The organism is Streptomyces sp. HUAS ZL42 (genome assembly GCF_040782645.1).
In the GTDB taxonomy this organism is placed as follows: domain Bacteria; phylum Actinomycetota; class Actinomycetes; order Streptomycetales; family Streptomycetaceae; genus Streptomyces.
The window spans coordinates 6,090,240-6,103,358 of the sequence record NZ_CP160403.1 but is presented as its reverse complement, the minus strand read 5'-3'; the positions used below and the strand labels follow the sequence as shown (position 1 = coordinate 6,103,358).

11 protein-coding genes and 2 pseudogenes are annotated in these 13,119 nt (G+C 69.9%); 9 read left to right on the top strand and 4 right to left on the bottom strand.

The window, feature by feature from the left end:
- Window positions 1–112: 112 nt before the first annotated feature.
- On the top strand, window positions 113–313 hold the full coding sequence (locus tag ABZO29_RS28075; RefSeq protein WP_367322952.1) for a helix-turn-helix transcriptional regulator: 201 nt from the start codon (window positions 113–115) through the stop codon (window positions 311–313).
- Window positions 314–323: 10 nt separating this feature from the next.
- Window positions 324–929: a GNAT family N-acetyltransferase gene (locus tag ABZO29_RS28070; RefSeq protein WP_367322951.1), complete on the top strand. Its 606-nt coding sequence runs from the start codon at window positions 324–326 to the stop codon at window positions 927–929.
- Here the strand turns inward: ABZO29_RS28070 and ABZO29_RS28065 are convergent.
- Window positions 910–1,953 carry a zinc-dependent alcohol dehydrogenase family protein gene (locus ABZO29_RS28065; RefSeq protein ID WP_367322950.1) on the bottom strand — a complete coding sequence of 348 codons (1,044 nt, stop codon included), beginning with the start codon at window positions 1,951–1,953 and terminating at the stop codon, window positions 910–912. The genes ABZO29_RS28070 and ABZO29_RS28065 overlap by 20 nt on opposite strands.
- 59 nt (window positions 1,954–2,012) lie before the next feature.
- Window positions 2,013–4,232, bottom strand: coding sequence for an MMPL family transporter (locus ABZO29_RS28060; protein WP_367322949.1), 2,220 nt, complete (start codon window positions 4,230–4,232; stop codon window positions 2,013–2,015).
- Between the two features lie 169 nt (window positions 4,233–4,401).
- Between ABZO29_RS28060 and ABZO29_RS28055 the strand changes: the two genes are divergently transcribed.
- The 3 genes and pseudogenes from ABZO29_RS28055 to ABZO29_RS28045 all read left to right on the top strand — a co-directional run.
- Window positions 4,402–5,061 (top strand): TetR/AcrR family transcriptional regulator, encoded by a 660-nt coding sequence (locus tag ABZO29_RS28055; protein WP_367322948.1) that lies wholly within the window; start codon window positions 4,402–4,404, stop codon window positions 5,059–5,061.
- 84 nt (window positions 5,062–5,145) lie between these two features.
- Window positions 5,146–5,385, top strand: coding sequence for a heavy-metal-associated domain-containing protein (locus ABZO29_RS28050; RefSeq protein ID WP_367322947.1), 240 nt, complete (start codon window positions 5,146–5,148; stop codon window positions 5,383–5,385).
- A 126-nt stretch (window positions 5,386–5,511) separates the two neighbouring features.
- A pseudogene (locus ABZO29_RS28045) lies at window positions 5,512–5,866 on the top strand (heavy metal translocating P-type ATPase); the annotation flags it as partial.
- Between the two features lie 886 nt (window positions 5,867–6,752).
- Here ABZO29_RS28045 and ABZO29_RS28040 read toward each other — a convergent pair.
- The gene (locus tag ABZO29_RS28040; protein WP_367322946.1) at window positions 6,753–8,042 is read right to left on the bottom strand and encodes a citrate synthase; all 1,290 of its coding nucleotides are present in this window, start codon (window positions 8,040–8,042) and stop codon (window positions 6,753–6,755) included.
- Window positions 8,043–8,283: 241 nt separating this feature from the next.
- The gene (locus ABZO29_RS28035) at window positions 8,284–10,542 is read right to left on the bottom strand and encodes an ATP-dependent RecD-like DNA helicase (RefSeq protein WP_367322945.1); all 2,259 of its coding nucleotides are present in this window, start codon (window positions 10,540–10,542) and stop codon (window positions 8,284–8,286) included.
- 221 nt (window positions 10,543–10,763) lie between these two features.
- On the opposite strand from ABZO29_RS28035, the gene ABZO29_RS28030 reads away from it, so the two are divergent.
- From ABZO29_RS28030 to gvpJ, 4 genes and pseudogenes are all read left to right on the top strand, one after another.
- The gene (locus ABZO29_RS28030; protein WP_367322944.1) at window positions 10,764–11,666 is read left to right on the top strand and encodes a ribokinase; all 903 of its coding nucleotides are present in this window, start codon (window positions 10,764–10,766) and stop codon (window positions 11,664–11,666) included.
- Window positions 11,663–12,051: pseudogene (gene rbsD / locus ABZO29_RS28025) on the top strand (D-ribose pyranase). Before ABZO29_RS28030 ends, rbsD begins: the two are co-directional and overlap by 4 nt.
- A gap of 246 nt (window positions 12,052–12,297) precedes the next feature.
- On the top strand, window positions 12,298–12,648 hold the full coding sequence (locus ABZO29_RS28020) for a gas vesicle protein (protein WP_367326268.1): 351 nt from the start codon (window positions 12,298–12,300) through the stop codon (window positions 12,646–12,648).
- 34 nt (window positions 12,649–12,682) lie between these two features.
- Window positions 12,683–13,117: a gas vesicle protein GvpJ gene (gvpJ, locus tag ABZO29_RS28015; protein ID WP_367322943.1), complete on the top strand. Its 435-nt coding sequence runs from the start codon at window positions 12,683–12,685 to the stop codon at window positions 13,115–13,117.
- Window positions 13,118–13,119: the final 2 nt, after the last annotated feature.

Here is a 13,119-nt window from a genome sequence, read left to right as displayed (position 1 = left end):
GTTCCTGTCACAGATGTCGCGTGTACGCGGGTGTGCTGTCACAGCCGTCCCACAGGCACTTGCCTGCTCCCGATCTCCGTCGTTCACGGGGCACAGGCAGGAGGTGCACGTCATGACCGACCGGATGCTCTGGTCGTACAAGGAGATCGCCGCGCACATCCGCGTGCAGCCGGCCACCGTACGCTCGTACCGCAAGCACGGGATGCTGCCGCCGCCGGACCATGTGGAGGGCGGCAAGCCCTACTGGTACGCGGACACCGTCCGCGCGTGGGTCGCCTCCCGGCCCGGCAACCGCGGTCGGAGACAGCGCTGAGCCGGCAAAAATGCCTCGGCCCTCCGACGGGGTGTGGTGCACGGTGCTGTGCGTGGACTTCTCCGTCAAACCCGTGCTCACCGGCGAGAAAACCGTGCTGCGGCCCTTCACCGAGGCGGACGCCGACGTGATGTGGGAAATCATCGGCGACCCCGAGGTCGTCCGCTTCACGTTTGTGCCGAACAGCGAACTCACCCCGGAGCGACTGCGTTCCTGGTACGGCTCCCGGGCCGGGCAGCCCGACCGGCTCGACCTCGCCGTCACCGACCGCGCCACCGGTGAACTCGTGGGCGAGGTCGTCCTTTACGAGTGGGATCCGGACGCCCGCAGCTGCACCTTCCGTACGCTGATGGGCCCGCGCGGCCGCGGCCGAGGGCTCGGCACCGAGGCGACCCGGCTGATCGTCGGGCACGGCTTCGAGCAACTCGGCCTGCACCGGATCCAGTTGGAGCTGTACGGCAACAACGGCCGGGCCCGGCACGTCTACGAGAAGGTCGGTTTCGTGGTGGAGGGAGTGCGGCGGGAGGCCGCGTTCCGTGAGGGCGAGTGGGTGGACGAGGTGCTGATGGCCGTCCTCGACCGGGAGTGGGCGGCGCTCAGCTCCAAGGTTCGATGACCGTGACGCCCGAGCCCGGTGCCGTGCCCAGCGCCGCCAGTGCGGCCGGGGCCGCGTCCAGCGAGATGGTGGAGGTCACGAGAAAATCAGGGCGCAGCACTCCCGCGCGGACGAGTTCCAGCATCCCGGGGTAGGTGTGGGCCGCCATGCCGTGGCTGCCGAGGAGTTCGAGTTCGAGGGCGATCGCCCGGGCCATGGGGACGGGGGTCGTGCCCTCGGGTGAGGGCAGGAGTCCCACCTGGACGTGGCGGCCGCGGCGGCGCAGACCGTTGACGGAGGCCGCGCAGGTGGCGGGGGAACCGAGGGCGTCGAGGGAAAGGTGGGCACCGCCGGCCGTCAGCGCGCGGATCGCCACCGCCGTGTCCGGCGTCCGTGTCGCGTCCACGCACCCCGCCGCCCCGAACTTCCGTGCCAGGTCGAGGGCCTGCGGCGACACGTCCACCGCGATCACTCTCGCTCCCGACGCCGCCGCGATCATCACCGCCGACAGGCCCACTCCCCCGCAGCCGTGCACTGCCACCCACTCCCCCGCCGCCACCCGGCCCTGCTGCACGACCGCCCGGAACGCCGTGGCGAACCGGCAGCCCAGCCCGGCCGCGGTGGCGAAGGACAGGTCCTCGGGGATCGCGACCAGGTTCACATCGGCGTGGTCGAGGGCCACGTACTGGGCGAAGGAGCCCCAGTGCGTGAAGCCGGGCTGGGTCTGCCGTTCGCACACCTGCTGGTCGCCCGCCGCACACGACGGACAGCTGCCACAGGCGCAGACGAAGGGGACGGTCACCCGGTCTCCGGGGTGCCAGCCGGTGACCCGGGCGCCGACCTCCTCCACGACACCGGCGAGTTCATGACCGGGGACGTGCGGCAGGGTGATGTCCGGGTCGTGGCCCATCCAGCCGTGCCAGTCGCTGCGGCACAGGCCGGTGGCCTCGACCCGCACCACCACGCCGTGCTCCGCGGGGCGTGGCTCTGCCACGTCCCGCACCTCGGCCGGCTCTCCGTACAGCTCGAACACCACAGCCCGCATCCCGCGACTCCCCTGTTCCGCTCGCTCCCCCGCGTCACCCCGGGGGATCACCGGGAACGCTAACCGTGCGCCGCGACCTTGTCGCGCTCCCGTTCGCCCTCGGGTTCCGCCGCTGCCTCGCCCTCGCTCAGACCGAAGCGGTCGTGGAAGCGCCGCAGCGGTGCGGGAGCCCACCAGGTCGCCCGCCCCGTGAGCCGCATGATCGCCGGGACGAGCAGGCTGCGGACCACCATGGCGTCCATCAGGACCGCCAGTGCGATGCCCAGGCCGAGCATCTTGGTGTTCGTGACGCGCGAGGTGCCTATCGCGACCATGACGACGGCGAGGATGACCGCCGCCGCGGTGATCAGGCCACCCGTGCGCTGCAGGCCGAGGCGGACCGCCCGGTCGTGGTCGCCTGTCCTGTCGTACTCCTCCTTGATGCGCGACAGCAGGAACACGCCGTAGTCCATGGAGAGGCCGAAGGCCACGCAGAACATCAGGACCGGAAGGGTCGTCTCTATCGAGCCGGGGCTGGTGAAGCCGAGCAGGCCGGAGAGGTGGCCGTCCTGGAAGATCCAGACCACCGCGCCGAACATCGCGGTCAGGCTGAGCGCGTTGAGGACCACCGCCTGGATCGGTATCAGCACGCTGCCGGTCAGCAGGAAGACCAGGAGCAGGGTGACGATCACGATGAAGGCCCCGGCCAGGGGCAGTTGCCCGGCTATCGCGTGCTTGGAGTCGACGAGGACGGCCGCCGTGCCGGTCACCTTGGTGTCGAAGGGGGCCTTCACCTCGCGCAGGTCGCCCACCAGTCGCTGCGCGGCGTCGTCGACGGCCTCGCCCTTGGGCACCACCGTGAAGTACGCGGAGTCTCCCTTCACCAGCGGGCCGTCGACCCGCACGACCTCCGGCAGGGCGGCGATCCGCTCCTTGTAGCCGGCGTACTGCGCCGGTGTCGCCCTGCCCTCGGCCAGGACTTCGAGTCCGCCGCCGGGGCTGCCCGGGAAGCCGTCCCGGATGTGCTGCTGCACCACGTGCGATTCGGCGGAGGAGGGCAGCTGGCGGTCGTCCGCGGTGCCGAACTTCACGCCCAGGAAGGGCAGTCCGAGCAGGACCAGGACGGCCGTGGTCGCCACGGCGAAGAAGGGGGCCCGGCGCATGACCAGCGTCGCCGTGCGCGCCCAGGCCGTACCCTCCTCGCCGTCCGCCGCGCCGGCCGCCTTGGGCCGTCCTCCGCGGCGGAACAGGCGGCGCAGGTCCAGGGAGTTGACCCGGTTGCCCAGCAGCACCAGCGCCGCCGGGAGCAGGATCAGGGCGGCCGCCGCGGCCAGCAGGACGACCGCTATGCCGGCGTAGGCGAAGGAGCGCAGGAAGTACTGCGGGAAGACCAGCATCGCCGCCAGCGACACGGCCACCGTGAGCGCGGAGAACAGGACCGTGCGGCCGGCCGTGCGCAGGGTGGTGGCCACGGCCGTCAACGGCTCGGCGCCGGTGGACAGTTCCTCGCGGAAGCGGCGGACGATGAACAGGGCGTAGTCGACGGCGAGGCCGAGCCCCAGGGCTGTCGTCAGGTTCATCGCGAAGATCGAGACGTCGGTGAACTCCGCCAGGCCGCCCAGCACCGCGTTCGTCCCCAGGATGGCGACGATGCCGATGCCGAGCGGGAGCAGAGCCGCGATCGCGCTGCCGAAGACCATCACCAGGAGCACCAGCGTGATCGGCAGGGCGATCATCTCGGCGCGGGTCAGGTCCTCCTTGATGATCGTCTGCATCTCGTGCCGCACGGCCACGATGCCGCCGACCCTGACCTCCACCGGGCCGTGCGTGCCGCGGTAGGACGGGGCGATGCGGTCGAGGGTCTCGCCCATCGCCTTCTCGTCGCCCGTGATGCGGGCGGCTATCAGCGCCTCGTGGCCGTCCTTCGCGCGCAGGGCGGGCGACTTGGACTGCCAGTAGGAGCCGACGCCGGTCACGCCCTTCTCGCCGGCCAGGCGGGTGGCGAGCCGACTCGCCTCGGCCGCGACGGCCGCGTCGTCGACCGAGGCACCGCCCGAGTCGACGAGCAGCAGCAGATTGGGCTGGGAGTCGGGGAACTCGCCCTCCAGCGCCCTGGTCGCATACGTCGACTCCGCGCCGGGATCCTCCCAGCCTCCACTGCCCAGCCGGTCTGCGACCCCGCTGCCGGCCAGCACGGCGAGGACGGTGAGCACCAGGGCCGCAAGCAGCGACAACCGGGGGCGGGCGGTCACGAAGCGGGTCCAGCCGCCTATGCGCGGTGGCTTGTTGACTTCGGTCATTGTGCGGTGTCCCCTTCACCGTGATCCGTGCTGTTCGCGCAAACGGGCAGCATGGATGTGCCATTGCATTGCCATAGACTGGCAAACACGAGACATCGCTCGCGTTTCTCCAGAATGCGAGCGACCGCTCGTGTTTGTCAATCGCGTTGAGAGAGCTTGGGGATAACGCGTGTCCGACAACCAGGAGAAGGAACAGCCGCGCCGCCGGCAGGCGCGCGGCGAGCGCCGGATCGCCCAGCTGCTCGAGGCCGCCGCCACCGTCTTCTGCACGACCGGCTACACCGCCGCCAGCACCAACGCCATCGCCCGCGAGGCGGGCGTCTCGCCGGGCACGCTCTACCAGTTCTTCCCGAACAAGGAAGCCATCGCGATCGAGCTGGGCGACCGGCTCATGCACGAGATGCGGGAGACGTACGGCGAGGCGCTCGCCCCGATCGACCCGGGGACGCCACCGGAAGAGGCCGTGAGCGCGGCAGTCGACCGGTTCATCGCCTTCAACTGTGAGCACCCGGTGTTCTTCGCGCTGATGCACGGGCCCGACATCCCGGGCCGGATCGCCGAGGAGCACGACGCCCTGCACACGACCCTGCACTCCCGCATCGAGGGCCTGCTCTCCTCGTTCCTGCCCGACGCGCCCCGGGACGACCTCACGCGTATCGCGCACATGTGCCTGGGGCTGTACAAGGCGGGCCTCGAACTGGTCCTCGCCCACGAGGGCGCCGAGCGCGACGCGTACATCCAGGAACTGAAGAACGCGCTGATCCGCTACCTCGAGCCCCTGGTGGACGACAGGGTCGAGTCGAGCAGGCCGGCCGCGACCGCTCTTTGAGAAATACCCCCTAGGGGTATAGTCTCGGTAGTGGAGGGGCCCCGGCGGGCCCGACAGCCCCACGTGCTCGACGAGGAGAACGACATGACCGCCCAGACCGACACCCCCGGTTCCGTCACCGCCGTCTACAAGGTGAGCGGGATGAGCTGCGGCCACTGCGAGGGCGCCGTCTCCGGCGAGATCTCCGGGCTCCCCGGTGTCACCTCGGTGAAGGCCGTCGCCTCCACCGGCGAGGTCACCGTCGTCTCCGCCGCCCCGCTGGACGACGAGGCCGTGCGCGCCGCCGTCGACGAGGCGGGCTTCGAGCTGGTCGGCCGCGCCTGAACCCGGCCCTCCCGGCAGCGGGCCGTACGTCACCGGTCGAGACCGGCGACGTACGACCCCTCCCGCTCCCCCCGGAGCCCTTTTGGGAGTACGGATGTCCAGTACCACCGCCAAGGCGCCGATAGCCGGCTGCAGGGCGAGGGGCGGACCGTCGCCATGGGCGGTGACGGCGTCAACGACGCGGCCGCGCTGCCACCGCCGGATCCGGGACTGGCGATGGGGACGGGAACGGACGCGGCGATCGAGGCGGGCGATCTGACGCTGGTGCGCGGGGATCTGCGGGTGGCCGCGGACGCGATCCGACCGTCCCGGTGGAACGCTGACCACGATCAAGGGCAACCTCGTCTGGGCCTTCGGCTACAACGTGGCGGCGCTGCCGCCGGCCGCCGCGGGGCCGCCGAACCCGGTGATCGCGGGGGCGACGATGGCCTTCTCGTCGGTGTTCGTGGTGACGAACAGTCCGCGGTTGCGGACGTTTCGCCGACGCGGGCCGAAGTTACCGACGGTTACCGGGAGTTCGGGCCAAGTCGGGGCGGGAGTTCCTCTGGAGTCCGGCGCGAGCCTCACATAAGCTCTTCACAAGGCTCTCGCATCATCCTTACGCTGGGGTCTCGATTGCTGTATCCGGGCCCTTGCGTATCTAACGGGACATATGCAAGAGACGCAGATCACAGTGATGTGAAGGTAACCACCGAAGGGGTTCGAAGGTCTAAGTTGACGATGTCAGGAAGCGTCTTGGGGGGCGCGGACTGGCATCTGGGGATGTCTTGGGGGACTTCCTCAGAGATGCGTTGCCGGGGCACGTACACCGGGAAGCTTTGAGCGGCCCTCCCAGCGTGCGTTGTCCCGGCAGATCGCACACAACGAGTAGTACGGCGAGTCTTGCTCGTTCTGCTCAACAACCGCACAAAGAGATGCAGCGATTCAGGCGCTGTCCTCCATAACGCCCGGCCGGATCCCGTGGGGGGAATCCGCACCGGGACATGGGAAGGCGCCCTGGTCGTCGGCCCGTGGGGGGACCGGCGCCGGGGCGCCTTCCGCTATGCGTTCACGTGTGCCGGTGCGGGTGCGTGCGGCGGCCCCGCACCCGACCGACGTCGCGGGCGGGGCCATGGATCGTGCCCGTGGTCCGAGCCGGGAGGGCGGAGTCGCTCACGACCTGGCCATGTGGTTGCGGCCAGAGGCGACGGGGAGGCCCGGAATCATCTCGCCGGTGGAGCGGGGGCCCCGCACGCAGGCGCCGCATCCGGCGCCCCAGCCGAAACACTCTCGTGCGCGCTCCCCGGTGAACAGATGCCACCCCCGAAGCGAGGGGGCGCAGCCCCAGCAGGGGGCACCGGACACGCCGGCGCCCCTACCGGAAGGTCTCAGCGCTCCTCGACCGGCACGAAGTCGCGCTCCACGACACCCGTGTAGATCTGGCGGGGGCGGCCGATGCGGGAGCCCGGTTCCTTGATCATCTCGTGCCACTGGGCGATCCAGCCCGGCAGGCGGCCGAGGGCGAACAGGACCGTGAACATCTCGGTCGGGAAGCCCATCGCGCGGTAGATGAGGCCCGTGTAGAAGTCCACGTTCGGGTAGAGGTTGCGCGAGACGAAGTAGTCGTCGGAGAGCGCGTGCTCCTCCAGCTTCAGCGCGATGTCCAGCAGCTCGTCGGACTTGCCGAGGGCCGAGAGGACATCGTGCGCGGCAGCCTTGATGATCTTCGCGCGAGGGTCGAAGGACTTGTACACCCGGTGGCCGAAGCCCATCAGGCGGACGCCGTCCTCCTTGTTCTTCACCTTGGCGATGAAGGAGTCGACATCGCCGCCGCCCGCCTGGATGCCCTCGAGCATCTCCAGGACGGACTGGTTGGCGCCGCCGTGCAGCGGGCCCCAGAGGGCGGAGATGCCGGCCGAGATCGACGCGAACATGTTCGCCTGCGAGGAGCCGACCAGGCGGACCGTCGACGTCGAGCAGTTCTGCTCGTGGTCGGCGTGCAGGATCAGCAGCTTGTCGAGGGCGGAGACGACGACCGGGTCCAGCTCGTACTCCTGAGCCGGCACCGAGAAGGTCATGCGCAGGAAGTTCTCGACGTAGCCGAGGTCGTTGCGCGGGTAGACGAACGGGTGACCGATCGACTTCTTGTACGCGTACGCCGCGATCGTCGGAAGCTTGGCGAGCAGGCGGATCGTGGAGAGGTTGCGCTGCTTCTCGTCGAACGGGTTGTGGCTGTCCTGGTAGAACGTGGACAGCGCGGAGACGACCGACGACAGCATCGCCATCGGGTGGGCGTCGCGCGGGAAGCCCTTGTAGAAGTTCTTGACGTCCTCGTGCAGCAGGGTGTGCTGCGTGATGTCGTTCTTGAAGGCCGAAAGCTCGTCGACGGTCGGCAGCTCGCCGTTGATCAGCAGGTAGGCGACCTCCACGAAGCTGGAGCGTTCCGCCAGCTGCTCGATCGGGTAGCCGCGGTACCGGAGGATGCCCTGCTCACCGTCGAGGTAGGTGATCGCGGATTTATAGGCGGCGGTGTTGCCGTAGCCGCTGTCCAGGGTCACGAGGCCGGTCTGGGCCCGGAGCTTCCCGATGTCGAAGCCCTTGTCACCGACGGTGCTGTCGATCACCGGGTAGGTGTACTCGCCGTCGCCGTACCGCAGTACTACAGAGTTGTCGCTCACGTCTTCCCTCACCGACGTTGTGCCTCATCTTCGAGGTTGCCCTGACTGTCTCTACCATCCCCCATTTGGCGCAGGAGAGTGCACTCGGGGTCGACCATTGGGCTTACTGGCGGCACTCAGTGCCGCCAACTTGCTCATCCTGCCCCCTTCGTGCTCCATCTGGAAGTGCTCTGTGACCTTCGCGACTCGTTTGATCGATCATTTTTTGTGATGCCTCACGACCGGACCGCGATCCGCGAGGTCAGGAGCCGGAGAGCCGGAAGTCGAGTGCCGTGCACCGGCGTCCCGCCGACACGGTGCGCACCGCCTGCGCGATCGCCTTGCGTGAACCGACAAGGACGACCAGCTTCTTGGCGCGGGTCACGGCGGTGTAGAGCAGGTTCCGCTGGAGCATCATCCAGGCGCCGGTGGTGACCGGGATCACCACGGCGGGATATTCACTTCCCTGGGAGCGGTGAATGGTCACCGCGTACGCATGTGCCAGTTCGTCCAGTTCATCGAATTCGTACGGGACCTCCTCGTCCTCGTCCGTCAGCACCGTCAGGCGCTGGTCGACCGGGTCGAGCGAGGTGACCACGCCCACGGTGCCGTTGAAGACACCGTTGCTCCCCTTCTCGTAATTGTTGCGAATCTGCGTGACCTTGTCGCCGACGCGGAAGACCCGGCCGCCGAACCGCTTCTCGGACAGGTCCGGGCGGCCGGGTGTGATGGCCTGCTGGAGCAGGCCGTTGAGCGTGCCCGCGCCGGCGGGACCGCGGTGCATGGGGGCGAGCACCTGGACGTCCCGGCGCGGGTCGAGCCCGAACCTGGCCGGGATACGACGGGCGGCCACGTCCACGGTGAGCCGCCCGGCCTCCTCCGTGTCGTCCTCGACGAACAGGAAGAAGTCCTTCATGCCGTCGGTGACCGGGTGCTTCCCGGAGTTGATCCGGTGCGCGTTGGTCACCACGCCGGACTGCTGGGCCTGCCGGAAGACCCGGGTGAGGCGGACCGCGGGGACCGGGCTGCCGTCGGCGAGCAGGTCGCGCAGCACCTCGCCGGCGCCGACGCTGGGCAGCTGGTCGACATCTCCGACGAACAGCAGGTGCGCCCCCGGCGGGACCGCCTTCACCAGCTTGTTGGCGAGGAGGAGGTCCAGCATGGAGGCCTCGTCCACGACCACCAGGTCGGCGTCCAGCGGGCGGTCCCTGTCGTAGGCCGCGTCGCCGCCGGGCTTGAGCTCAAGCAGCCGGTGGACGGTGGACGCCTCGGCTCCGGTCAGCTCGGCGAGGCGCTTGGCGGCGCGGCCGGTGGGGGCGGCGAGCACGACCTTCGCCTTCTTGGCGCGGGCCAGCTCCACGACGGAACGGACCGTGAAGGACTTGCCGCAGCCGGGCCCGCCGGTGAGGACGGCGACCTTCTCGGTCAGCGCCAGCTTGACGGCGGCCTCCTGCTCGGGGGCGAGGTCGGCGCCCGTACGGCCCTTCAGCCAGGTCAGCGCCTTGTCCCAGGTGACCTGCCGGAAGCCCGGCATACGGTCCTCGTCCGTGCGCAGGAGGCGCAACAGCTGAGCGGAGAGGGAGAGTTCGGCCCGGTGGAAGGGGACGAGCCAGATCGCGGTGACGGGGGTGCCGTCCGGTCCCGGCACCTTCTCCCGTACGACACCCGGATCGGAGCCGTCCTCCGGCACCTGGGCCAGCTCGCCGAGGCACTCGATGACGAGCCCGGTGTCGACCTGCAGCAGCTTGACCGCGTCCGCGATCAGCTGTTCCTCCGGAAGGAAGCAGTGGCCCTGGTCGGTGGACTGCGACAGCGCGTACTGCAGGCCCGCCTTGACGCGCTCCGGGCTGTCGTGCGGGATGCCGACCGACTGGGCGATCCTGTCGGCGGTGAGGAAGCCGATGCCCCATACGTCCGCCGCCAGCCGGTAGGGCTGGTTCCTGACGACGGAGATCGAGGCGTCGCCGTACTTCTTGTAGATGCGCACGGCGATCGACGTGGACACCTCCACCGTCTGGAGGAAGAGCATGACCTCCTTGATCGCCTTCTGCTCCTCCCAGGCGTCGGCGATCTTCTTGGTGCGCTTGGGCCCCAGGCCGGGGACCTCGATGAGGCGTTTCGGCTCCTCCTCGATGATCTGCAGGGTGTCCAGGCCGAAGTGCTGGGTGATGCGGTCGGCGAAGACGGGGCCGATGCCCTTGACCAGCCCCGAACCCAGGTAGCGGCGGATGCCCTGGACGGTGGCCGGCAGCACGGTCGTGTAGTTCTCGACGGTGAACTGCTTGCCGTATTGCGGGTGCGAGCCCCAGCGGCCCTCCATGCGCAGGGACTCGCCGACCTGGGCGCCCAGCAGCGCGCCCACGACGGTGAGGAGATCGCCGCCGCCTCGGCCGGTGTCGACCCGGGCGACCGTGTAGCCGTTCTCCTCGTTGGCGTACGTGATCCGCTCGAGGACCCCTTCGAGCACGGCCAAGTGCCGTGCTGCGGTAGCCGACGCCGCGTTCCCCACCTGATTGGACATGATCCGACGCTACCGCCGGGGTCCGACAGCGTGGGTCGCCTGCGGACAAGTCCGCCCTTGAGCGCTTTCGATGGGTGGCACTCGGTGCCTGGACGCGATCCGTGCGCGTGTCGCGGGTCGTCGTACGCCGCTCGCGCGGCGGCCGGTGACGTCCCCGAAGATGGACCGGGCCCTGCCCACCCTCAGCAACCGTTCCATGTACGTAGTAGAGGAGTCCTTTCATGTACGACTACGACCTCCTGGTCGTGGGATCGGCCAACGCCGACCTGGTGATCGGCGTCGAGCGGCGGCCGGGCGCCGGCGAGACGGTGCTCGGCTCCGATCTGGCCGTCCACCCGGGTGGCAAGGGCGCGAACCAGGCGGTCGCGGCCGCCCGCCTCGGCGCCCGTACGGCCCTGCTGGCCCGGGTCGGCGACGACGCGCACGGCCGGCTGCTGCTCGACTCGCAGCGGGCGGCCGGGGTCGACACGGCGGGCGTCCTGGTCGGCGGGGCGCCGACGGGCGTCGCGCTGATCACGGTGGACCCGTCCGGGGACAACAGCATCGTGGTGTCGCCGGGCGCGAACGGCCGTCTGACGCCGCAGGACGTACGGGCCGCGGCCGGCCTCCTCCAGGCCTCGCGGGTGGTGTCGGCACAGCTGGAGATCCCGCTGGAGACGGTCGTGGAGGTCGTACGGAACCTGGCGCCGGACGGCCGCTTCGTGCTGAACCCCTCCCCGCCGCGGCCGCTGCCGGACGAGGTGCTGGCGGCCTGCGACCCGCTGATCGTCAACGAGCACGAGGCGAAGGTGATCCTCGGCGACGCGGGCGGGGACGGGGAGCCGGAGGACTGGGCGCGGTCGCTGCTGGCGAAGGGGCCGCGTTCGGTGGTCGTGACGCTGGGCGCGGAAGGGGCGCTGGTGGCCTCCTCCGCGGGGGTCGCGCGGGTGGCGTCCGTGAAGGTGGACGCCGTGGACACGACGGGCGCCGGAGACGCGTTCACCGCGGCGCTGGCGTTCCGGCTGGGCGCCGGGGCCTCCCTGGCGGAGGCGGCCCGATACGCGGCCCGGGTCGGGGCGGCGGCCGTCACGAAGCGAGGTGCGCAGGAGTCGTTCCCGACGTCGGCGGAGGTCTCCGCCCTGTGAAGGAGGCGGGAATCCTCAATCGTCATCTGCCCGGTGCGCCGGCCGAGCTGGGGCACGGTGACGGGGTGCTGGTGTGCGACGCCGGCATGCCGATACCGGACGGGCCGAGGGTGGTGGACCTCGCCTTCCGCGCCGGGGTGCCGTCCTTCGCCGAGGTGCTGGACGGACCGCTGTCCGAGCTGGTCGTGGAGGGCGCGACGGCGCCGCGGAGGTGCGGGACGCCAATCCGGCGGCTTCGGCGCTGCTGGACGGCCGCTTCGCCGAGCTGGTGCTCGTGCCGCACGAGAGGCTGAAGGAGCTGTCGGCCGGGGCGCGTCTGGTCGTACGCACCGGGGAAGCGCGGCCGTACGCGAACGTGCTGCTGCGGTGCGGGGTGTTCTTCTGAGCCCGGACAGCTTCGAGGGGCCCGGTCCGTCGACCGGGCCCCTCGGGTTTTCCCCTCCTGCCAGAACCCCCGCGATCCCCCCAGATCCCCCTCCAGAAGTTCCGACGCCATGTACGACACACGTGGCGCGCAAAGGGTTGCACGGTCTCCGGCCAGATTCTTGGAGATCTTTTTGCCGGCGGCCGGTCCCCGAGTGGCAGGTGCTGTGGGGGAGGCCGATGATTGACATGGAGAAGAAGGTGATGGATCACGAACGACCGTGAGCCGAAGAAGGCAGATACCTCGTCGGAGAAGGCCTCCACATCGGAAAAGGCCTCCACCGAGGAGCGGGTGTCCGCCCCCGAGGCGATGCGGAGCGCGACCGAGCAGCTCACCGAGTTGCTGGGACGGGCTCCCGAGTCGGTTTCCTCGCTGAAGCCGACCGAGCAGGGCTGGGAGGCCGAGGTCGAGGTGGTGGAGCTGGAGCGCGTTCCGGAGACGAGCAGCGTCATGGCCAGCTACCAGGTCGTTCTGGACCCGACGGGCAAGCTGATGGCGTACGAACGCGGACGCCGCTACACGCGCTCGCAGGTCGACAGAGAGAACAACAGCCGCTGAGTGCGGCTCCCCTTCGTCGGAAGGGAAAAGTCCAGTGACCGTGGTACCGCAGGCCGGCGGGGAGGCCGGACCCGCCGGAGGCTCGGGCAATCTCTACGACGTGCTGGAGCTGGTCCTCGACCGGGGCCTGGTCATCGACGCGTTCGTACGGGTGTCCCTCATCGGTATCGAGATAGCCAAGGTCGACGCCCGGGTGGTCGTGGCCAGCGTCGACACGTATCTGCGCTTCGCCGAGGCCTGCAACCGGCAGGACCTGGAGTCGGGCCGCAAGGCCCCCGCACAGCTGACGGACGTCGTCCAGAGTGTCGAGGAGGGCGGCGCCAAGGGCAAGAGCAAAGGGGCGCTGACCGGCGCGGTCGAGGCGGTCAGCGATTCGCTGAAGGGGCGCGGCGACGACAGCGACCGCAAGCGTGAGAAGGAACCCGAACGCGGCTCGAGCCGCCGTTCCTCGAGAGACCGGGAGGAGTGAGC